This window comes from Pseudomonas sp. ACN8, from assembly GCF_002303925.1.
Taxonomy (GTDB): domain Bacteria; phylum Pseudomonadota; class Gammaproteobacteria; order Pseudomonadales; family Pseudomonadaceae; genus Aquipseudomonas.
This window is the reverse complement of record NZ_MRCS01000041.1, coordinates 18,797-39,430: the sequence shown is the minus strand read 5'-3', so window position 1 is coordinate 39,430 and position 20,634 is coordinate 18,797. Positions and strand designations below refer to the sequence as shown.

Annotated in this window: 20 protein-coding genes; 16 read left to right on the top strand and 4 right to left on the bottom strand. The window is 59.5% G+C overall.

Features of this window, described 5'->3' with window-relative positions; all coding sequences use genetic code 11:
* The first annotated feature begins 73 nt into the window (after positions 1-73).
* From puuE to BSF44_RS21555, 8 genes are all read left to right on the top strand, one after another.
* Entirely contained in the window at positions 74-1,000 is a 927-nt protein-coding gene (gene puuE, locus BSF44_RS21590; RefSeq protein WP_095945225.1) for an allantoinase PuuE, read from the top strand.
* The gene (uraD, locus tag BSF44_RS21585) at positions 997-1,512 is read left to right on the top strand and encodes a 2-oxo-4-hydroxy-4-carboxy-5-ureidoimidazoline decarboxylase (protein ID WP_095945224.1); all 516 of its coding nucleotides are present in this window, start codon (positions 997-999) and stop codon (positions 1,510-1,512) included. Before puuE ends, uraD begins: the two co-directional genes overlap by 4 nt.
* 87 nt (positions 1,513-1,599) lie before the next feature.
* Positions 1,600-2,595 carry an allantoicase gene (alc, locus tag BSF44_RS21580; RefSeq protein ID WP_095945223.1) on the top strand — a complete coding sequence of 332 codons (996 nt, stop codon included), beginning with the start codon at positions 1,600-1,602 and terminating at the stop codon, positions 2,593-2,595.
* A 121-nt stretch (positions 2,596-2,716) separates the two neighbouring features.
* Positions 2,717-3,220, top strand: a complete 504-nt coding sequence (locus BSF44_RS21575; RefSeq protein WP_007960046.1) for an ureidoglycolate lyase — start codon at positions 2,717-2,719, stop codon at positions 3,218-3,220.
* A 50-nt stretch (positions 3,221-3,270) separates the two neighbouring features.
* Positions 3,271-4,575 carry a urate hydroxylase PuuD gene (locus BSF44_RS21570; RefSeq protein WP_095945222.1) on the top strand — a complete coding sequence of 435 codons (1,305 nt, stop codon included), beginning with the start codon at positions 3,271-3,273 and terminating at the stop codon, positions 4,573-4,575.
* A gap of 164 nt (positions 4,576-4,739) precedes the next feature.
* A complete protein-coding gene (locus BSF44_RS21565; RefSeq protein WP_095945221.1) occupies positions 4,740-6,098 on the top strand; it encodes a nucleobase:cation symporter-2 family protein in 1,359 nt (452 codons plus the stop codon).
* 167 nt (positions 6,099-6,265) lie between these two features.
* Positions 6,266-7,051 carry an outer membrane protein OmpK gene (locus BSF44_RS21560; protein WP_095945220.1) on the top strand — a complete coding sequence of 262 codons (786 nt, stop codon included), beginning with the start codon at positions 6,266-6,268 and terminating at the stop codon, positions 7,049-7,051.
* A gap of 377 nt (positions 7,052-7,428) precedes the next feature.
* Positions 7,429-8,214 (top strand): outer membrane protein OmpK, encoded by a 786-nt coding sequence (locus BSF44_RS21555; protein ID WP_095945219.1) that lies wholly within the window; start codon positions 7,429-7,431, stop codon positions 8,212-8,214.
* Positions 8,215-8,328: 114 nt separating this feature from the next.
* Here BSF44_RS21555 and BSF44_RS21550 read toward each other — a convergent pair whose 3' ends face one another.
* Both BSF44_RS21550 and BSF44_RS21545 read right to left on the bottom strand, forming a co-directional pair.
* Entirely contained in the window at positions 8,329-9,501 is a 1,173-nt protein-coding gene (locus tag BSF44_RS21550; protein ID WP_095945218.1) for a patatin-like phospholipase family protein, read from the bottom strand.
* Between the two features lie 164 nt (positions 9,502-9,665).
* Complete coding sequence (locus BSF44_RS21545) at positions 9,666-10,598, bottom strand: lipid A biosynthesis lauroyl acyltransferase (protein WP_095945217.1); 933 nt, start codon at positions 10,596-10,598, stop codon at positions 9,666-9,668.
* A gap of 118 nt (positions 10,599-10,716) precedes the next feature.
* Between BSF44_RS21545 and minC the strand changes: the two genes are divergently transcribed.
* From minC to BSF44_RS21515, 7 genes are all read left to right on the top strand, one after another.
* Positions 10,717-11,454, top strand: a complete 738-nt coding sequence (gene minC, locus BSF44_RS21540) for a septum site-determining protein MinC (protein ID WP_095945248.1) — start codon at positions 10,717-10,719, stop codon at positions 11,452-11,454.
* Positions 11,455-11,656: 202 nt separating this feature from the next.
* Positions 11,657-12,469: a septum site-determining protein MinD gene (minD, locus tag BSF44_RS21535; RefSeq protein ID WP_007974946.1), complete on the top strand. Its 813-nt coding sequence runs from the start codon at positions 11,657-11,659 to the stop codon at positions 12,467-12,469.
* Positions 12,470-12,472: 3 nt separating this feature from the next.
* Complete coding sequence (minE, locus tag BSF44_RS21530) at positions 12,473-12,727, top strand: cell division topological specificity factor MinE (protein WP_007974947.1); 255 nt, start codon at positions 12,473-12,475, stop codon at positions 12,725-12,727.
* A gap of 141 nt (positions 12,728-12,868) precedes the next feature.
* A complete protein-coding gene (locus BSF44_RS21525; protein ID WP_046037585.1) occupies positions 12,869-13,504 on the top strand; it encodes an RluA family pseudouridine synthase in 636 nt (211 codons plus the stop codon).
* 213 nt (positions 13,505-13,717) lie between these two features.
* Positions 13,718-15,007 carry a M18 family aminopeptidase gene (locus BSF44_RS21520; protein WP_095945216.1) on the top strand — a complete coding sequence of 430 codons (1,290 nt, stop codon included), beginning with the start codon at positions 13,718-13,720 and terminating at the stop codon, positions 15,005-15,007.
* 171 nt (positions 15,008-15,178) lie between these two features.
* Positions 15,179-15,355 carry a hypothetical protein gene (locus BSF44_RS30400; RefSeq protein ID WP_172435382.1) on the top strand — a complete coding sequence of 59 codons (177 nt, stop codon included), beginning with the start codon at positions 15,179-15,181 and terminating at the stop codon, positions 15,353-15,355.
* 126 nt (positions 15,356-15,481) lie between these two features.
* Positions 15,482-17,587, top strand: coding sequence for a mechanosensitive ion channel domain-containing protein (locus BSF44_RS21515; protein ID WP_371918289.1), 2,106 nt, complete (start codon positions 15,482-15,484; stop codon positions 17,585-17,587).
* An 82-nt stretch (positions 17,588-17,669) separates the two neighbouring features.
* On the opposite strand, the gene BSF44_RS21510 is transcribed toward BSF44_RS21515, so the two are convergent.
* Together BSF44_RS21510 and BSF44_RS21505 are read right to left on the bottom strand one after the other, a co-directional pair.
* Positions 17,670-18,218, bottom strand: a complete 549-nt coding sequence (locus BSF44_RS21510) for a hypothetical protein (protein WP_095945214.1) — start codon at positions 18,216-18,218, stop codon at positions 17,670-17,672.
* A gap of 183 nt (positions 18,219-18,401) precedes the next feature.
* Positions 18,402-19,115 carry a UTRA domain-containing protein gene (locus BSF44_RS21505; protein WP_095945213.1) on the bottom strand — a complete coding sequence of 238 codons (714 nt, stop codon included), beginning with the start codon at positions 19,113-19,115 and terminating at the stop codon, positions 18,402-18,404.
* 363 nt (positions 19,116-19,478) lie between these two features.
* On the opposite strand from BSF44_RS21505, the gene BSF44_RS21500 reads away from it, so the two are divergent.
* A complete protein-coding gene (locus BSF44_RS21500) occupies positions 19,479-20,543 on the top strand; it encodes an ABC transporter substrate-binding protein (protein WP_095945212.1) in 1,065 nt (354 codons plus the stop codon).
* Positions 20,544-20,634: the final 91 nt, after the last annotated feature.

The window sequence follows — 20,634 nt, the reverse complement described above, 5'->3', positions numbered from 1 at the left end:
TGACGCCAGCCTGCCATCCACTTTTCAGCTGCGTCACACCAACCGTCATCATCGAACAAGAAGGAAGCCTGCAGTGAGCGCTGACTACCCACGCGACCTGGTCGGTTACGGCAGTAACCCTCCTCACCCACACTGGCCGGGCAATGCCCGCATTGCCTTGTCGTTCGTACTCAATTACGAAGAAGGCGGCGAGCGCAACATCCTGCACGGCGACAAAGAGTCCGAAGCCTTCCTCTCGGAAATGGTTTCTGCCCAGCCGCTGCAAGGCGCGCGCAACATGAGCATGGAATCCCTTTACGAGTATGGCAGCCGTACCGGCGTGTGGCGGATCCTCAAGCTGTTCAAGGAATTCGACATTCCCCTGACTATCTTCGCCGTGGCCATGGCCGCCCAGCGTCACCCGGACGTGATCCGTGCCATGGTCGATGCCGGCCACGAGATCTGCAGCCACGGCTATCGCTGGATCGACTACCAGTACATGGACGAAGCCCAGGAACGCGAGCACATGCTCGAAGCGATCCGCATCCTCACTGAAATCACCGGCGAACGCCCACTGGGCTGGTACACCGGCCGCACCGGCCCGAACACCCGTCGCCTGGTGATGGAAGAAGGCGGTTTCCTCTACGACTGCGACACCTACGACGACGACCTGCCCTACTGGGAACCGAACAACCCGACCGGCAAGCCGCACCTGGTGATCCCGTACACCCTGGACACCAACGACATGCGCTTCACCCAGGTCCAGGGTTTCAACAAGGGCGACGACTTCTTCGAATACCTCAAGGATGCGTTCGACGTGCTCTACGCCGAAGGCGCCGAGGCACCGAAAATGCTGTCAATCGGCCTGCACTGCCGCCTGATCGGCCGTCCGGCGCGTCTGGCGTCACTCAAGCGCTTTATCGAATACGCTAAAAGTCATGAACAGGTGTGGTTCAGCCGTCGCGTCGACATCGCGCGTCACTGGCAAGAAACCCACCCGTACACAGGGGCTGCCAAATGAGCACCTTTCAAACCGTCAAACCTTCGAGCCTGAGCCGCGATGCCTTCGTCGCGACTTTCGCCGACATCTACGAACATTCGCCATGGGTGGCCGAGAAGGCCTACGAGCTGGGCCAGGATGCCTCGATCGACGAGATCGAAACCCTGCACCAGCGCATGAGCGACATCCTGTTGAGCGCCGATCACGAAAGCCAGCTGGCTTTGATCAACGCTCACCCGGACCTGGCCGGCAAAGCCGCCGTCCAGGGCCAGCTGACCGCAGCCAGCACTGAAGAACAGTCTGGCGCGGGTATTCACCAATGCACGGCCGAAGAGTTCCAGCGCTTCACCGAGCTGAACGACGCCTACAAGGCCAAGTTCAAGTTTCCCTTCATCATGGCGGTAAAAGGCAGCAACCGGCATCAGATCCTCGCAGCGTTCGAAACGCGCATCCACAACCCGGTCGACACCGAGTTCAAGTGCGCGCTGGCGGAGATCAACAAGATCGCCCTGTTCCGATTACTGACCCTATAGCAAGCCTGGCCCGACGTTGATGAACGCAAAAAACGCTCCGGGCCTTGCAAGCATCCCAAGCCACTTATTTAAAGGCAGACAAGAAGAATGAAAGCTTACGCCGTACCTTTCGAGAAGTTCGTCAACCTGGCCGATGCCCGCCTGGGCACCAAAATCATCTCGGTCACCGATGACTGGTTCGCAGACGCCAACCGTCTGTTCCAACCGACCCCGGCCGTATGGAAGGAGGGCGTGTTCGATGACAACGGCAAGTGGATGGACGGCTGGGAATCGCGCCGCAAGCGCTTCGAAGGCTTCGACAGCGCAGTGATCCGCCTGGGCGTACCGGGTTCGATCAAGGGCGTCGACATCGACACTTCATTCTTCACCGGCAACTTCCCGCCGTCGGCGTCCCTGGAAGCCTGCTTCCTGGCCTCGGGCGAGCCTGATGAAAACACCCAGTGGACTGAAGTGCTGTCCGCCGTCGAGCTGCAGGGCAACAGCCACCACGTCCACGAAATCAACAACGACCAGGCCTTCAGCCACCTGCGTTTCAACATCTACCCGGACGGCGGTGTGGCCCGTCTGCGCGTGTACGGCGTTCCGTTCCGCGACTGGTCCGCTGTTGGTGACAACGAACAAGTCGACCTGGCCTCAGCCCTCAACGGTGGCCGCGCCCTCGCCTGCTCCGACGAACACTTCGGCCGCATGAGCAACATCCTCAACCCGGGCCGTGGCATCAACATGGGCGACGGCTGGGAAACCGCACGTCGTCGTACTCCGGGCAACGACTGGGTCATCGTCGCGCTGGGTCATGCCGGCGAAGTCGAGAAAGTCATCGTCGACACCCTGCACTTCAAGGGCAACTACCCGGACACCTGCTCGATCCAGGGCGCTTTCGTGAAGGGCGGTACCGACAGCCAGATCGAAACCCAGTCGCTGTTCTGGCGTGAACTGTTGCCAGCACAAAAACTGGAAATGCACGCCGAACACACCTTTGCCGAGCAGATCAAGGCACTGGGGCCGATCACCCACATCCGCCTGAACGTGTTCCCGGATGGTGGTGTGAGCCGCCTGCGTGTTTTGGGCAAGGTCGCTAAATAAGCGCTGAACCCAATCGCTAGCAGGCTAGCTCCCACATTTGGAATGCATTCCCCTGTGGGAGCTAGCCTGCTAGCGATAGCAATAGAACAGACAACAACGAATTCAAGGTAAGTAGAACAGCATGCGCACACTGACGATTGAACCGCTGACCAAAGAAGCCTTCGCCCCTTTCGGTGACGTGATCGAAACCGACGGCAGCGATCACTTCATGATCAACAACGGTTCGACCATGCGCTTCCATAAACTGGCGACGGTCGAAACCGCAACGCCAGAGGACAACGCGATCATCAGCATCTTCCGCGCCGACGCGCAGGACATGCCGCTGACCGTGAGCATGCTGGAGCGCCATCCGCTGGGCAGCCAGGCTTTCATTCCGCTGCTCGGCAACCCCTTTCTGATCGTGGTCGCGCCACTTGGCGATGAACCTGTATCAGGCTTGGTCCGCGCCTTCGTCACCAACGGCAGGCAGGGCATTAATTACCATCGCGGCGTTTGGCACCATCCGGTGCTGACGATCGAAAAGCGGGATGACTTCCTGGTGGTTGATCGCAGTGGCACAGGCAATAACTGCGATGAGCATTTTTTCAAAGAGGATGAGCGTTTGATCCTCGCCCCCCACCAATAAGAGAAGGTCTGATCACTCGACAACAGAGTGACAGGCGAGAGGTAAAGACTGTGGAAGCACATCTGTTGGAATGGCTGAACCTGAGCGTGCGCTGGGTTCACATGATTACTGGCGTGGCCTGGATCGGTGCGTCGTTCTATTTCGTATGGCTGGAAAACAACCTCAACCGGGTCAACCCGAAAAGCGGCCTGGCCGGCGATTTATGGGCAATCCACGGTGGCGGTATCTACCACCTGGAAAAATACAAGCTGGCTCCACCGACCATGCCGGACAACCTGCACTGGTTCAAATGGGAAGCCTACTTCACCTGGATGTCGGGTATCGCGCTGCTGTGCGTGGTGTTCTACTCCAACCCGACGCTCTACCTGCTGGCTCCGGGCAGCTCACTGAGCGGTCCTGAAGGCGTACTGCTGGGCATCGGCTCGCTGTTCGTCGGCTGGTTCGTCTACTCCTTCCTGTGCGACTCGGCCCTGGGCAAACGCCCTGCCCTGCTTGGCGCAATCCTGTTCGCCCTGATCATTGCCGCGGCCTACGGCTTCAGCAAAGTGTTCAGCGGTCGGGGTGCGTACCTGCACGTCGGCGCCATCATCGGCACCATCATGGTCGGCAACGTGTTCCGCATTATCATGCCGGCGCAACGCGCACTGGTAGCGGCCATCGCCGAGAACCGCACGCCCGATCCGGCATTGCCGGCCAAAGGCCTGCTGCGTTCACGTCACAACAACTACTTCACCTTGCCGGTGCTGTTCATCATGATCAGCAACCACTTCCCGAGCACCTACGGCAGCCAGTACAACTGGTTGATCCTGGCCGGGATCGCGGTACTGGCGGTGTTGGTCCGTCACTACTTCAACACCCGTCACGACAGCCACAAGTTTGCCTGGACCCTGCCTGTTGCAGCGGTGGGCATGATCTGCCTGGCTTATGTGACCGGTCCGAAGCCGATGTCCAGCGCCCCTGAAGTGGCCAACGCTCCAGCGAAAATCGAATACCAGCCGCTGCCGGAAACCGCAGTGGGCGGTGGATTGAAACCTGCTGAAGCCAAACCCGCAGAAGCGCCCACAGCCGCTCCGGTTCAGGCCTCCAATGCCGGTCCGGGTTTCGACAAAGTGCACAGCGTGATCCAGGAACGTTGCGCGGTTTGCCATTCGGCCAAGCCGACCAGCCCGCTGTTCAGTGCGGCCCCTGCCGGTGTGATGTTCGACACCCCCGAGCAGATCCGCCAGAACGCACCGCGGATTCAGGCGCAAGCCGTCACCAGCCAGATCATGCCACTGGGCAACATCACGCAGATGACCCAGCAGGAACGTGACCTGATCGGTGCCTGGATTGTGCAGGGAGCCCAGACCAATTAATCGCTGAAAGCTTCGCGAGCAGGCTCGCTCCCACAGGTGTTGCATGACCTGTGCGGGAGCGGGCTTGCCTGCGAATGGCCGCAAAACGGCCCACCAGATTCGAATACAGCTGCCGGCAGCACTGCAGCTGTAAATCACAAGAATAAAAAGATCCGAGGTGTTGCATGTCCGAGCTATCCGAAGCGCGCATCCCCGACGCACCCGCCATTCAGCGTTTGCCCCTCTTGCAACTGATCCTGGTCGGTTTGCAACATGTTCTGCTGATGTACGGTGGTGCCATCGCGGTACCGCTGATCATCGGGCAGGCCGCTGGCCTGAGTCGTGAAGAAATCGCCTTCCTGATCAACGCCGACCTGCTGGTGGCGGGTATCGCCACCATCGTCCAGTCCCTCGGCATCGGCCCCATGGGCATTCGCATGCCGGTGATGATGGGCGCCAGTTTCGCCGCCGTCGGCAGCATGGTCGCCATGGCCGGCATGCCCGGTATCGGCCTGCAAGGGATCTTCGGCGCGACCATTGCCGCCGGGTTCTTCGGCATGCTCATCGCCCCGTTCATGTCCAAGGTCGTGCGCTTCTTCCCGCCACTGGTGACCGGGACGGTCATCACCTCGATCGGTTTGTCGCTGTTCCCCGTGGCCGTGAACTGGGCCGGCGGCGGTGCCAGCGCCGCTCAATTCGGTTCACCGATCTACCTGACCATCGCCGCCCTGGTACTGGGTACCATCTTGCTGGTGCACCGTTTCATGCGCGGCTTCTGGGTCAACATTTCCGTGCTGATCGGCATGTGCCTGGGCTATGTGCTCTGCGGCCTGCTCGGCATGGTAGACCTCAGTGGCATGGCTCAGGCGCCATGGCTGCAATTTGTCACCCCGCTGCACTTCGGCATGCCGAAATTCGAACTGGCGCCGATCCTGTCCATGTGCCTGGTGGTGGTGATCATTTTCGTCGAGTCCACCGGGATGTTTCTGGCGCTGGGCAAGATCACCGGCCAGGAAGTCTGCCCACGGATGCTGCGGCGCGGTTTGCTGTGCGATGCAGGCGCCTCGTTCTTCGCCGGTTTCTTCAACACCTTCACCCACTCCTCCTTCGCCCAGAACATCGGCCTGGTGCAGATGACCGGCGTGCGCTGCCGTTCGGTGACCATCGTTGCCGGCGGGTTGCTGATCGTGCTGAGCCTGCTGCCCAAAGCCGCGTTTTTGGTGGCGTCGATTCCTCCGGCAGTACTGGGCGGCGCAGCGATTGCGATGTTCGGCATGGTCGCCGCCACCGGGATCAAGATCCTGCAGGAAGCGGACATTGGTGATCGTCGCAACCAGTTGCTGGTGGCGGTGAGCATCGGCATGGGCCTGATCCCGGTCGTACGCCCGGAATTTTTCGCCCACCTGCCCGTGTGGATGAGCCCGATCACCCACAGTGGCATCGCCATGGCCACCCTCAGCGCGCTGACGCTGAACCTGTTGTTCAACATCCTGGGTGGCGCCGAACGCGCGGCCATCAACGACTGTCACGCTCACCCGCACTAAGTGAGACACCACAACCCCTGTAGGAGCGAGCCTGCTCGCGATGGTCGCTAACGATAACGCGTGTTTTCTGGATAAACGCGGCGCTCTGTAGTTCATCGCGAGCAGGCTCGCTCCTACAGGGGCAGGGTTGCCTGCGCCTTAAAAATAAAAACAAGAGGGAGCAACAGATGATTCGGACACAAACCAACCTGCTGTTGGGTGCCGGCCTGCTGGCCGCGAGTCAGGCCATGGCCGGCGACCTGCTGCTGTGGCAGACCAACAGCCTGAGCTACTTGTATGGCAAGGATTTCGTGGTCAACCCGCGCATCCAGCAGACGATAACCTTCGAACACGCCGACCGCTGGAAGTACGGCGACAACTTCATGTTTATCGACAGCACCTACTACAACGGCGAGAAAGACCGAAACAAAGGCGTTCATGCCTATTACGGCGAATTCAGTCCGCGCCTCTCCTTGGGCAAGATCCTCGACCGCCGTTTCGAATTCGGCCCGATCAAGGACGTGCTGCTGGCCATGACCTACGAGAACGGCGAAGACGACACCGAGGCCTACCTGATCGGCCCCGGTTTCGACCTCGCGGTACCGGGCTTCAACTTTTTCACCCTGAACTTCTACTATCGCCAGACCGAAGGCTCGCGTCCCGGCGATGACGTCTGGCAGATCACACCGGCCTGGTCCTACACCCTTCCATTGGGCAGCTCGAACCTGTTGATCGACGGCTACATGGACTGGGTCGTGGACAACGACCAGAACGACCACGGCACTTATCACGCCAACCTGCACTTCAACCCGCAGATCAAGTACGACCTGGGCAAGGCCATGGGCTGGCGGGAGAAACAGGTGTACGTCGGCGTCGAATACAGCTACTGGAAAGACAAGTACGGCATCGAAAACAGTTCCAGCTTCGACACCAATGAAAACACCACCAGCCTGCTGGTAAAGGTGCACTTCTGATGCTGCCCCGCAACCGTGCCCCAAGCCTGTCGTCGGTGCGCCGTTGCGGAGCACTTGAGACCTGGCCGAGGAGTCAGTATTCTCCGCGGCCGCCCGAATCCGGTTTAAAAAAAAGCCCGGATGTAAAACCTGACCAGAAAGCCAACTTACCCCGGCTCTGGCAGGCACCAAGGCACCCCAAAACCCCTCTCAATCGACCGCTCCTGAGCCGCCGAACGGGAGTTTTTTTGCTTTCTGAAAGCCTTGGCCCAGCTCTTGCTAACAGCATTAAAGCTGACCGAATGGATGACTTTTTACCGCTACATAAACAGGCGCCACACCAGAGTGCCGACCTTAAAAAAATAACGTGGAACCACCTACTTTTTGGGAGCAACCGAATGAAACGTACGTGCACTAGCCTGATGCTGGCGGGATCGATGCTGGCCGGGGGCCAGGCCATGGCCGGCGATTTGCTGCAGTGGCAGAACAACAGCCTGAGCTACCTCTATGGCAAGGACTTCCAGGTCAACCCGCGCATCCAGCAGACGGTGACCTTCGAACACGCCGATGGCTGGAAGTACGGCGACAACTTCTTCTTCATCGACAAGATCTTCTACAACGGCAAGGAAGACCATTTCGCGGGCGAGAACTCCCACTACGGTGAGCTCAGTCCGCGCCTGTCGTTCAACAAGATCTTCGACCAGAAGTTCGAGTTCGGCCCGATCAAGGACGTGCTGCTGGCCATGACCTACGAGTTCGGCGAGGACGATACCGAGTCGTACCTGATCGGTCCTGGTTTCGACCTGGCCATCCCGGGCTTCGATTACTTCCAGTTGAACTTCTACAACCGTCACACCGAAGGCGACCGCCCGGGCGACGACATCTGGCAGGTCTCGCCGGTCTGGTCCTACACCATTCCGGTGGGTGGCTCGGACGTGCTGATCGACGGCTTCATGGACTGGGTGGTCGACAACGACGTCAACAGCAAAGGCGAGTACCACGCCAACCTGCACTTCAATCCGCAGGTCAAATATGACCTGGGCAAGGCATTGAACCTGGGTGCCAAGCAGCTGTACGTGGGTGTCGAGTATGACTACTGGAAAAACAAGTACGGTATCGAAGACAGCCAGGGATTCAAGACTGATCAGAGCGTGACCAGCTTCCTGGTCAAGGTTCACTTCTGATCATGTAGGAGCGAGCTTGCTCGCGATGGACTAGAGAGCGCCACGGGATGTCAGGCTCCCAGCGTCATCGTTAACGTCCATCGCGAGCAATCTCGCTCCTGCAGACTGCCTATCTCAAACCGAAAGCACAGGCTCCGCCAATCCGAGAAACCGGCACAACTCGCCGCGCTTGGCCAACGCATCCCGTCGCCCCAGCTCGATCAACTCGCTGCAATACCCCGCCTCGAACAGCAGATAACTCAGCACCCCTGCCCCGCTGGTCTTGGTCGCACCCGGCCCGCGCAGAAACAGGCGCAACGCCGCCGGCAACTCCTGGCGATGGCGCGCGGCAATCTCATCGATCGGCTGGCTCGGTGAAATCACCAACACGTCCACCGGGGCCACGCCCAACGCGCGGATGGGCGTACCGTCGGGCATCAGGTGACTGAACTGGTTCAGGCGCTGCAACAGCTCGATGTCGCTTTCCAGGCTGTCAATGAACGTACTGTTGAGCATGTGCCCGCCGATCTGCGCCAGGGTCGGCTGCTGACCGGTGTAGCTGCGCAGCAAGGGTTGTTGCGGGTCGACTCCACGGGGGTTGCCGCTGACGCCCACCACCAGCACCCGACTGGCGCCCAGATGCAGCGCAGGACTGATCGGCGCCGACTGACGCACCGCGCCATCACCGAAATACTCTTCGTCGATTTTCACCGGAGCGAACAGCAGCGGAATGGCCGAGCTGGCGAGCAGGTGTTCAACGGACAAGCGAGTAGGAACGCCGATGCGGCGATGGCGCAACCAGGCATCGATCTTGCCGCCGCCCTCATAGAAGGTGACTGCCTGGCCGGACTCATAGCCGAACGCGGTGACCGCCACCGCATGCAATTGCTTCTGTGCGATCGCCTCGGCGATGCCGCCCATCTGCAACTTGTCGTTGAGCAGATCCCGCAGTGGCGAACTGTTGAGCAACGCCACCGGCACCTGGGTACCGATGCCGAGCAAACTGTGGCTGACAAAGCGGCTGGCCTGGCGAATCACCCCGGGCCAGTCGCTGCGCAACACCAGATGACTGCGAAAGCCCTGCCAGAAGGCCGTCAGGCGTTCGATGGCGTTACGAAAGTCCATTGCACCGCTGGCGAGGCTGACGGCGTTGATCGCGCCCGCCGAGGTGCCGACGATCACCGGAAACGGATTGCGGGCCCCCGGCGGCAGCAATTCGGCAATCGCCGCCAGCACCCCGACCTGATAGGCCGCCCGAGCCCCGCCACCGGAAAGAATCAACCCTGTTACCGGTTCAACTGGACTCATGCACAACTCTCCATGGTGCTTGATGGGATTTCGTTGTTTCGACTTGTTCCCCTGTAGGAGCGAGCTCGCTCGCGATGGTCATGAAAACGCCGCGGGGTGTCAGGTGCCCCGCGTTATCGTTGGCTACCATCGCGAGCGAGCTCGCTCCTACAGGGTATCGGGGTTCAACGACGTTTGGCGTACAGCTTGGGCTCGCCCGGTGGACGGCTCTTGAAGCGGCGGTGGGCCCACAGGTATTGCTCGGGATGCTCGCGCAGAACGCTTTCGATCCACTGGTTGATGCGAATGCAGTCCTCTTCTTCGGTTTCGCCGGGGAAGCCTTCGAGCGGCGCATGGATCACCAGGCGATACCCACTGCCGTCCGCCAGACGTTCCTGGGTGAACGGTACCACCAGCGCCTTGCCCAGCCGCGCAAACTTGCTCGTGGCGGTGACAGTCGCAGCCTGAATGCCGAACAGCGGCACAAAAACACTTTGCTTGGCGCCGTAGTCCTGATCCGGTGCGTACCAGATCGCCCGGCCCGAACGCAGCAATTTGAGCATGCCGCGCACGTCTTCGCGTTCTATCGCCAGCGAATCGAGGTTGTGTCGCTCGCGGCCCTGGCGCTGGATGTAGTCGAACAGCGGATTCTTGTGCTCGCGGTACATGCCGTCGATGGTGTGCTGCTGACCGAGCAACGCCGCGCCGATTTCCAGCGTCGTGAAGTGCAGGGCCATCAGGATCACGCCCTTGCCTTCGCGCTGGGCCTTTTGCAAATGCTCCAGCCCTTCGATATGAGCCAGGCTCGCCAGGCGCTTGCGCGACCACCACCAGCTCATCGCCATTTCAAAGAAAGCGATGCCGGTGGAGGCGAAGTTTTCCTTGAGCAGGCGTTTGCGTTCGGCGGCGGTTTTTTCCGGAAAACACAGTTCCAGATTGCGCTTGGCAATGCGCCGTCTGTCGCCGGCCACCCGATACATCAAGGCGCCCAGGACACGGCCGACCCACAGCAGTGCCGGATACGGCAACTGGACGATCAGCCACAACAGCCCCAGGCCACACCACAGCGGCCAGAAACGTGGAGATAGAAATGCTTTTCGAAAACGCGGGCGGTCCATTAATGCTTCCGGAATGACAATGGCCGCGCATTCTACATCGTTCGACCCGGCTTGCGGCCCGCGGGCGTTCTCGTTATAAGTCTCGGCACTTTTAGTGACAAGTCGTTGTATGCCGACCATGAGCCAAACCGAACCGCTAGACCAAGATCCCGTGTTCCAGTTGAAGGGCAGCATGCTGGCCATTACGGTGCTGGAACTGGCCCGTAACGACCTCGAAAGCCTTGATCGGCAACTGGCCGCCAAGGTCGCCCAGGCGCCCAACTTCTTCAGCAACGCGCCGCTGGTACTGGCCCTGGACAAACTCCCGGCCAGCGAAGGCGCGGTCGATCTGCCAGGGCTGATGCGCGTCTGCCGCCAGCATGGCCTGCGTACCCTGGCGATCCGCGCCAGCCGCATCGAAGACATAGCCGCCGCCATCGCGGTCGACCTGCCCGTGCTGCCACCGTCCGGCGCCCGGGAGCGTCCACTGGACCTGACCGAAGGCGAACCGAAGAAAAAACCGGAAAAACCGCCCGAGCCGACCATCAAGCCGACGAAAATCATCACCTCGCCGGTACGCGGCGGCCAGCAGATTTATGCCCAGGGCTGCGATCTGGTGGTGATCTCCTCGGTCAGCCCGGGGGCGGAACTTCTCGCCGATGGCAACATCCATGTATACGGCCCGATGCGTGGTCGCGTGTTGGCCGGCGTCAAGGGCGACACCAAGGCGCGGATTTTCTGTCAGCAAATGAGTGCTGAGCTGATTTCCATCGCCGGGCATTACAAGGTTTCCGAAGATCTGCGCCGCGACCCTCTATGGGGTTCGGGTGTGCAGGTCAGCCTGTCCGGCGACGTGTTGAACATCATTCGGCTTTAACGGATACTGCCGCATTTTCCAAGCATCTCTAAAACGTAGCGAAAACGGCTCAAACGAAGTAGGAAAAAGGCCGAAAGCAGTGTTTACCGGGGGTAAACGCCGCTCAAAACCGGATTCCAGCCAAGGCTGTCCGACTGCAGTAGTTTTTCAGGAGATGTTTTTCAGGGACTGAAAAGTCCTTTTTCCTTAGGGGTGAAACACCTTGGCCAAGATTCTCGTGGTTACATCCGGCAAGGGTGGTGTGGGTAAGACCACCACCAGCGCCGCTATCGGTACCGGCCTCGCTCTGCGCGGCCACAAAACAGTGATCGTCGACTTCGACGTGGGCTTGCGTAACCTCGACCTGATCATGGGTTGCGAGCGCCGCGTGGTGTATGACTTCGTCAACGTGGTCAACGGCGAAGCCAACCTGCAACAGGCCCTGATCAAAGACAAGCGCCTGGAAAACCTCTACGTGCTGGCCGCCAGCCAGACCCGCGACAAAGACGCGCTGACCGTCGAAGGCGTGGAAAAAGTCCTGATGCAACTCAAGGAAGACTTTGAGTTCGTGGTCTGCGACTCCCCGGCGGGCATCGAGAAAGGCGCCCACCTGGCCATGTACTTCGCCGATGAAGCGATCGTCGTGACCAACCCGGAAGTCTCCTCGGTACGTGACTCCGACCGCATGCTCGGCCTGCTGGCGAGCAAGTCCCGTCGCGCCGAACGTGGCGAAGACCCGATCAAGGAACACCTGCTGATTACCCGTTATCACCCGGAACGTGTGAGCAAAGGCGAAATGCTCGGCGTAGAAGACGTCAAGGAAATCCTTTCGGTGACCCTGCTCGGCGTGATCCCTGAATCCCAGGCGGTGCTCAAGGCATCCAACCAGGGTGTTCCGGTGATTCTCGACGACCAGAGCGATGCCGGCCAGGCCTACAGCGATACCGTTGACCGCCTGCTGGGCAAAACCGTGGATCATCGATTCCTCGATGTACAGAAGAAGGGATTCTTCGAGCGCCTGTTTGGAGGCAACTAAGCAATGAACCTTTTTGACTTCTTTCGTGCCAACAAAAAGCAAAGCACCGCGTCGGTAGCGAAAGAGCGTCTACAGATCATCGTGGCGCACGAACGCGGCCAACGCAGTACCCCGGACTACCTGCCGGCCTTGCAGAAGGAACTGGTCGAGGTGATCCGCAAGTACGTCAATATCGGGTCCGATGACGTGCATGTCGCACTGGAAAGCCAGGGCAGTTGCTCGATTCTGGAACTCAATATCACCCTGCCTGATCGCTGAGTCGATCCGCCAGGAGCCACGGCGGTTGTAGGAGCGAGCTTGCTCGCGATGGTGTGTCAGCCACATTGATTTCGCTGACACACCATCGCGAGCAAACTCGCTCCTACAGCCGCCGTTGGCGTTTGTTACGAGGCTGTTTTAATGCCGTTGTCCAACATCCACATCATCCATCAGGATGCCGCCGTACTGGTGGTGAACAAACCGACCCTGTTGCTCTCTGTCCCTGGCCGGGCCGATGACAACAAGGACTGCCTGATTACCCGCCTGCAGGAAAACGGCTACCCGGAAGCGCGAATCGTCCACCGGCTGGACTGGGAGACGTCCGGCATCATCCTGCTGGCCCGCGACCCGGACACCCATCGCGAACTGTCCCGGCAGTTTCACGACCGGGAAACCGAAAAGGCCTACACCGCCCTGTGCTGGGGTCAGCCGGAACTGGACAGCGGCAGCATCGACCTGCCCTTGCGTTACGACCCGCCGACCAAGCCGCGCCACGTGGTCGACCATGAGTTCGGCAAACATGCGCTGACCTTCTGGCGCGTGCTCGAACGTTGCGGCGACTGGTGCCGCGTCGAGCTGACACCGATCACCGGCCGCTCCCACCAGTTGCGCGTACACATGCTCTCGATTGGCCATCCGCTGCTGGGTGACGGCCTCTATGCCCATGAACAGGCGCTGGCGGCCTGGCCGCGATTGTGCCTGCACGCAAGCATGCTCAGCTTCACCCACCCGCAAAGTGGCGAGCGCCTGCGCTTCGAGTGCCCGGCACCTTTCTAGGCACTTTACGCAAGACCCTGTGGGAGCGAGCCTGCTCGCGATAGCGGCCTTTCAGTCACATCAATGTTGGATGGGCCGACGCTATCGCGAGCAAGCTCGCTCCCACAGGGATCTCCTCCAGATTCAATTTCGATGACCAGCCCTACATTCAGTGCGACGCCATTTACCAGGCCAATACGTTAAACTGGCGCCACTGCTGTCTGGAGCTACCTTATGCGCGAAGAGTTGAACCAAGGCCTGATCGATTTCCTCAAGGCCTCCCCTACCCCGTTCCATGCCACCGCCAGCCTTGTCCATCGTCTGGAAGCGGCAGGCTATCAACGCCTCGACGAGCGCGAGCCGTGGAATACCGAAGCCAACGGTCGCTACTACGTCACCCGCAACGACTCTTCGATTGTCGCGATCAAGATGGGCCGCCATTCACCGCTGCACGGCGGCATTCGTCTGGTCGGCGCCCACACGGACAGCCCGTGCCTGCGCGTCAAGCCGCAACCGGAACTGCAACGCCAGGGCTTCTGGCAACTGGGCGTCGAAGTCTATGGCGGCGCGCTGCTGGCACCATGGTTCGACCGTGACCTGTCTCTGGCAGGCCGCGTAACCTTCCGTCGTGATGGCAAGGTCGAGAGCCAGTTGATCGACTTCAAGGCTCCGGTCGCGATCATTCCGAACCTGGCGATTCACCTCAACCGTGAAGCCAACATGGGTTGGGCCATCAACGCCCAGACCGAACTGCCGCCGATCCTCGCGCAATTTGCCGGTGACGAGCGCGTGGACTTCCGCGCGGTGCTTACCGACCAGCTCGCCCGCGAACACGGCCTGAATGCCGACGTGGTGCTCGATTACGAGCTGAGTTTTTATGACACCCAAAGCGCTGCGGTCATTGGCCTGCATGGCGACTTCATCGCCGGCGCACGCCTGGACAACCTGCTGTCGTGCTACGCCGGCCTGCAAGCGCTGCTGACGGCCGAGACCGACGAAACCTGCGTGCTCGTCTGCAACGACCACGAAGAAGTCGGTTCCTGCTCGGCCTGCGGCGCCGACGGCCCGATGCTCGAGCAAACCTTACGCCGCCTGCTGCCTGAAGGTGATGAATTCGTACGCACCATTCAGAAATCCCTGCTGGTGTCGGCTGACAACGCCCACGGCGTGCATCCGAACTACGCCGACAAGCACGACGCCAACCACGGCCCGAAACTCAATGCCGGCCCGGTGATCAAGGTCAACAGCAACCAGCGCTACGCCACCAACAGCGAAACCGCCGGGTTCTTCCGTCACCTGTGCATGGCTGAAGAAGTACCGGTGCAAAGCTTCGTGGTGCGCAGCGACATGGGCTGTGGTTCGACCATCGGCCCGATCACCGCCAGCCACCTGGGTGTGCGCACCGTGGACATCGGCCTGCCGACGTTCGCCATGCACTCGATCCGCGAACTGTGCGGCAGCCACGACCTGGCGCATCTGATCAAGGTGCTGAGCGCGTTCTACGCCTGCCGCGAGTTGCCGTAACAACCCTGTAGGAGCGAGCTTGCTCGCGAAGAACGTCAGGGCGCCGCGCTCATTCAGGCAGTCCCCATCATCGTTCACGCCCATCGCGAGCAAGCTCGTTCCTGCACACATCACACCAGCCGCATCAAAAGCGGCCTAGACTTCAAGTATCCCTTCGACAAGGCTGTCTCCATGATTTCGATGTCTACCTTCCACGCCATGTTGATTCCGATTCTTGCCGGGATGCTCCTGCTGGCCATCGGTTTCAACTTTCGCGATAAAAATGCCGGCGTGTTTGCCATGTGGATCGGCATGCTGACCATTCTCGCGACCGTGGTGATCAAGATCCTCGCCAAACTCAACGAATAATTCATCACCCTTGGCTCGCATTGATTTTGACGGGCTCGTACACTCGGTCGATCCGCTCCCTGCGAGGTTGACCGCCTAGTGTTCGCTCGTCTTTCTGCCCTCCCGTGTATTGTCCTTGTCTGCCTGATGACGCTGCTGTCAGTGGCGTCTGCCCAGGCGGCCGGCCTGCCGGGCCTGCTCAACAACCAGGCCAAGGCCCAGCCCGAAGCACAGGAACCGCTGGGGCAATCCCTGGACGAAGTGATCAAGTCGCTGGAAAACGACCAGCAACGCAGCAAGCTGCTGGCCGACCTGAAAAAGCTCCGCGACACCACCAAACAGGCCCAGCCGATTACCGAAGAAGGCGTGCTGGGCCTGATTGGCGGAACCCTGACCACTATCGAGAAGAAATTTACCGGCGACGACAGTCCGCTCACGCGCTGGTCCAGTGAGTTCGATCAGGCCAGGGAAGAACTGGCGGCGCTGGCGCTGCCGGCCAATGAATGGCTGCCCATGCTGTTCGCCTTCGCCATGATCCTGATGGTCTGGAGCCTGCTGGCCGCCGCCCTGATCTGGATCAGCCACCGCGTGCGGATGCGTTTCGGCCTGACCGAAGAACTGCCGCAACACCCCCGGGCCCTGGACATGCTGCGTTTTGCCCTGCGCAAACTCGGGCCATGGCTGATCGCCCTGGTGATCACGGTTTACATGAGCTACGCCCTGCCCTCGTCCCTGGGCAAGAGCCTGGCGATGGTGCTGGCCTATGCACTGGTGGTCGGCACCTGCTTCTCCGCCATCTGCGTGATTGCCTTTTCCCTGCTCGACGGCCCACACCGCCACCGCGCCTTGTACATCCTGCGGCACCAGGCGTTTCGACCGCTGTGGCTGATCGGCAGCTTTGCCGCGTTTGGCGAAGCACTGAGCGATCCGCAACTGGTCAACAGCCTCGGCAGCCATCTGGCCCACACCGCCGCAACAGTTGCCAATGTCCTGGCAGCGCTCTCCACGGGGCGCTTCATCCTGCGTTTCCGCCGGCCGATCGCCCACCTGATCCGCAACCAGCCGTTGTCCCGGCGCCTGACTCGCCGCGCGCTCAACGACACCCTGTCGATTCTCGGCACCTTCTGGTACGTGCCGGCGCTGGTGCTGGTGGCCATCTCCCTGTTCGCAACGTTCATTTCCGCCGGCGACACCAGCACCGCCCTGCGCCAGTCGCTGATCTGCACCGTCTTGCTGGTGCTGTGCATGGTCATCAACGGACTGGTACGCCGCCAAGGCCTCAAACCCCAACGCGGTATCCGGCGCTACGCCGTGTATTCGGAACGGCTGAAAAACTTCTTCTACACCATCGTTCACCTGTTGGTGTGGCTGGCCTTCATCGAACTTGGCCTGCGGGTCTGGGGCATGTCGTTGATCCGCTTTACCGAAGGCGACGGCCACGAAGTCAGTGTCAAACTGTTCAGCCTCGCCGGCACATTGCTGTTCGCCTGGCTGATCTGGATTCTCAGCGATACCGCGGTGCATCACGCGCTGACCCGCTCGCGCAAAGGCCTGGCCAACGCCCGCGCACAGACAATGATGCCGCTGATTCGCAACGTGCTGTTCATAGCGATTTTTATCATCGCGCTGATTGTCGCCCTGGCGAACATGGGCATGAACGTCACGCCCCTGCTGGCCGGTGCCGGCGTGATCGGTCTGGCCATCGGTTTTGGTGCGCAGTCGCTGGTAGCCGACCTGATTACCGGGTTGTTCATCATCATCGAAGACTCCCTGGCCATCGACGACTACGTGGATGTCGGCGGCCATCTCGGCACGGTCGAAGGCCTGACCATCCGCACCGTGCGTCTGCGGGACATCGACGGCATCGTTCACACCATTCCGTTCAGTGAAATCAAAAGCATCAAGAACTACTCCCGGGAATTCGGCTACGCGATCTTCCGGGTCGCGGTGCCGGCCAACATGGACATCGACAATGCCATCAAACTGATGCGCGAAGTCGGCCAGAAAATGCGCACCGATCCACTGCAGCGGCGCAATATCTGGTCGCCGCTGGAGTTCCAGGGGGTGGAAAGTTTCGAGTCGGGCAATGCAATCCTGCGCGCCCGCTTCAAGACGGCGCCGATCAAGCAGTGGGAGGTTTCGCGGGCGTTCAATCTGTCACTGAAACGGCATATGGATGAGGCTGGGCTGGATCTGGCGATGCCGCGAATGAGCGTGCAGGTGATGACAGCCGGCACGGGGTCACAAGAGTAATCAAACGAAAAGGCAGCATGGGAATAACCCAACGCTGCCTGATTTCACCTTAAAGAGCATTACGATTTGCCAGGCATCAACTTCAAGAGCCGGGTACTCCAATATTTTTAATGCTCAGCCCAATCGACACTGGCTTTGGAGAGTATGATTGTTTTTCAGAAATACTTTTCCAGCTATCCTCCCCGCTTGGCACTATATATTTAACAGTGTCCCGAATGGTCTCTACCTTGACTTTCTGGGCGGCTATCAGAAAGTTATAGAGTGTATCTCTATCATTGAAAGCATCATCCCCACCAAACTGCAGAACCGGCCCACCGTAAACTGTAGACAGATTAATCAAAGCGCTCCCAGCGGCAACACCACTCCACTCCATTGAGCCCGTCTCGGTATCTTGCAGATGAAAAATTGTCGGCTGAGCGCGTAGCACCAGATACCCTCTCTCATCGCAACTTACGCAGGCAGCCTGCTCCCCAGCCACATAGATACTGCAGTAACTACCTACAAAATTAAAATAAAACAGTGTTGGTTCGCCACCGTTCCATTGCGTTCCTATACTTCCATTTTCCAGCACCCTGACCGGGTACCCGGAAATATGCAGGGTGGCAGAAAATGAAAAAGTCGATGCTGTCATAACAATATCCTTATATAAATAGCTCCAATACCGCCTGTGTAGCGGCGCCCCTAAACCTACTCAGAAAACACAAACAAAAACAGCAAAACAGCGCATTAATTAATATCAATATTTAACCATCAGATCAAACACGCACTTGCCGCGCCTTAGCTCACGCTTACTTCACGAACAACTGAAGCAGAATCAAACCACATCCACACCGACATGAATCGCATCATGTCGCCAGAACTCCAGATCGCAGTCGATCAGGCGTTCATGCTGGTCATAGTTGACCCGGGCAATCCGCAGGCCCGGACTGCCCACCGATACCTTCAACGCCGCCGCCGCATCCACTGACAACGCCGTGGGCACAATCTCGAAGCGCACCCGCCCGTAGTGCAAGTCGTAATGCCGCGCATACAACTCGGTGATCGACTGATTCAAATCGAAATCGAGGATCCCGGGAAAGTACTGCGGGTTCAGATAGTGCTCCACATACAACACCAGTCGCCCGTCGATCCGCCGTGAGCGGCAGATCTGAATCACGCTCGACAGCGCCGGCAATTGCAGCCAGGCACACACCGCCGCCGAGGCCGGTTGCAATCGCGCCGAAATCACCTCGGTGGACGGCACCCGCCCCTGGGCGCTGACCATCGCGTGAAAGTGGCTGCGCTGCATGAGGTTGTAGGCCAGGCGTGGCGGCGAGACGAACCAGCCGCGACGCTCCTCGCGATAAATCTGACCCTGTGACTCCAACTGCAACAACGCTTCACGCAAGGTGATCCGCGTGGTGCCGAACAATTCACTGAGCTTGCGCTCGGCCGGCAATTTGCTGCCGGGAGTCAACAGTCCGTGGTCGATCTGCTCCTGAAGCACCTGGCCGATGGCTGTTACCGTTTTTGTTGCCTCTTCACGCATCAATGTTTCCTTTCTGGACTAGACCAGCACCATTTCAGGGCAGAACCACAGCGTAAACCGGCTCATTCAATAGTCTGCAAGCGTAGGCAGTGCAGATGACCGCGATGTGACAAAGCTGCCCAACGGTCGCCATCCTCTGCCCTCAACAACCTGCAATTCATCGGCCAAGTCCCTTGCCTTCCGGGGCCTTGACCATGGTCTACGCTTAGCAGGCCAGTCGCTATACCGCTGAGCAAAAAGTCATTCCGGGCGACGAGCGACATCAAAGTGTCATCCAGCCCCCTTAAATTGGCTCAGGTATTGCTGACCTAGACCAACACGAACCGCAATCGCAGCGTTGAACACGACCCAAGGAGCTTTGGAATGAAAAAGTTTTTCCTGGCATCACTGTTAGGCTCGACCATCGCAATGTGCACCGCCGCCATGGCGGCCGATGATCTGAAAACCCTGGAAGCCGCTGCAAAAGCGGAAGGCGCCGTCAACAGCGTCGGCATGCCCAATGACTGGGCCAACTGGGCCGGCACCTGGAAAGACCTGAGCGACAAGTACGGCCTCAAGCACATCGACACCGACATGAGTTCGGCCCAGGAAATCGCCAAGTTCGCCGCGGAAAAAGACAACGCCAGCGCCGACATCGGCGACGTCGGTGCAGCGTTCGGCCCGATCGCGGTCAAGCAAGGCGTGGTCCAGCCTTACAAGCCTTCGACCTGGGATCAAATTCCAGCCTGGGCCAAGGACAAGGACGGCAACTGGGCACTGGCTTACACCGGCACCATCGCTTTCGTCGTCAACAAGAAATTGCTGCACGGTTCCGAAGTGCCAACCAAGTGGGCAGACCTCAAGACCGGCAAGTACAAGGTTTCCATCGGTGACGTGAGCACTGCTGCCCAGGCTGCGAACGGCGTTCTGGCGGCGGCACTGGCCAATGGTGGCGACGAGAAAAACCTCAAGCCTGCCCTGGATCTGTTCGCCGACATCGCCAAGCAGGGTCGACTGTCAATGTCCAATCCGGTCATTGGTGCCATGGAAAAAGGCGAAATCGAAGTCGGCGTGGTCTGGGACTTCAACGGCCTGAGCTACAAGGCCAAGATGGCCAATCCGGATGACTACGTGGTGCTGATTCCGTCCGACGGCTCGGTGATATCCGGCTACACCACCATCATCAACAAATACGCGAAAAACCCGAACGCCGCCAAGCTGACCCGCGAATACATCTTCAGCGACGCCGGCCAGATCAACCTGGCCAAAGGCAACGCCCGTCCGATCCGTGCCGAGCACATCACACTGCCGGAAGACGTGAAGGCCAAGCTGCTGCCGAACGAGCAGTACAAGAAGGTCACGCCGATCAAAGACGCGGACGCCTGGGAAAAGACCTCCAAGGCCCTTCCTCAGAAGTGGCAGGAAGAAGTCATCATCAATATGCAATAACCCTGTGGCCCACCATTTTTTGATGGGCCAATGAGAATCCCTGTGGGAACGAGCTTGCTCGCGATAGCGATTAGACATTCAACATGGATGT

What these genes read in the sequence shown, in the direction of transcription:
- uraD (WP_095945224.1), top strand. Translation starts at nt 997, where the DNA reads ATGAGCACCTTTCAAACCGTCAAACCTTCGAGCCTGAGCCGCGATGCC.
- alc (WP_095945223.1), top strand. Translation starts at nt 1,600, where the DNA reads ATGAAAGCTTACGCCGTACCTTTCGAGAAGTTCGTCAACCTGGCCGAT.
- BSF44_RS21575 (WP_007960046.1), top strand. Translation starts at nt 2,717, where the DNA reads ATGCGCACACTGACGATTGAACCGCTGACCAAAGAAGCCTTCGCCCCT.
- BSF44_RS21565 (WP_095945221.1), top strand. Translation starts at nt 4,740, where the DNA reads ATGTCCGAGCTATCCGAAGCGCGCATCCCCGACGCACCCGCCATTCAG.
- BSF44_RS21560 (WP_095945220.1), top strand. Translation starts at nt 6,266, where the DNA reads ATGATTCGGACACAAACCAACCTGCTGTTGGGTGCCGGCCTGCTGGCC.
- BSF44_RS21555 (WP_095945219.1), top strand. Translation starts at nt 7,429, where the DNA reads ATGAAACGTACGTGCACTAGCCTGATGCTGGCGGGATCGATGCTGGCC.
- BSF44_RS21550 (WP_095945218.1), bottom strand. Translation starts at nt 9,501, where the DNA reads ATGAGTCCAGTTGAACCGGTAACAGGGTTGATTCTTTCCGGTGGCGGG.
- BSF44_RS21545 (WP_095945217.1), bottom strand. Translation starts at nt 10,598, where the DNA reads ATGGACCGCCCGCGTTTTCGAAAAGCATTTCTATCTCCACGTTTCTGG.
- minC (WP_095945248.1), top strand. Translation starts at nt 10,717, where the DNA reads ATGAGCCAAACCGAACCGCTAGACCAAGATCCCGTGTTCCAGTTGAAG.
- minE (WP_007974947.1), top strand. Translation starts at nt 12,473, where the DNA reads ATGAACCTTTTTGACTTCTTTCGTGCCAACAAAAAGCAAAGCACCGCG.
- BSF44_RS21525 (WP_046037585.1), top strand. Translation starts at nt 12,869, where the DNA reads ATGCCGTTGTCCAACATCCACATCATCCATCAGGATGCCGCCGTACTG.
- BSF44_RS21520 (WP_095945216.1), top strand. Translation starts at nt 13,718, where the DNA reads ATGCGCGAAGAGTTGAACCAAGGCCTGATCGATTTCCTCAAGGCCTCC.
- BSF44_RS30400 (WP_172435382.1), top strand. Translation starts at nt 15,179, where the DNA reads ATGATTTCGATGTCTACCTTCCACGCCATGTTGATTCCGATTCTTGCC.
- BSF44_RS21515 (WP_371918289.1), top strand. Translation starts at nt 15,482, where the DNA reads ATGACGCTGCTGTCAGTGGCGTCTGCCCAGGCGGCCGGCCTGCCGGGC.
- BSF44_RS21510 (WP_095945214.1), bottom strand. Translation starts at nt 18,218, where the DNA reads ATGACAGCATCGACTTTTTCATTTTCTGCCACCCTGCATATTTCCGGG.
- BSF44_RS21505 (WP_095945213.1), bottom strand. Translation starts at nt 19,115, where the DNA reads ATGCGTGAAGAGGCAACAAAAACGGTAACAGCCATCGGCCAGGTGCTT.
- BSF44_RS21500 (WP_095945212.1), top strand. Translation starts at nt 19,479, where the DNA reads ATGAAAAAGTTTTTCCTGGCATCACTGTTAGGCTCGACCATCGCAATG.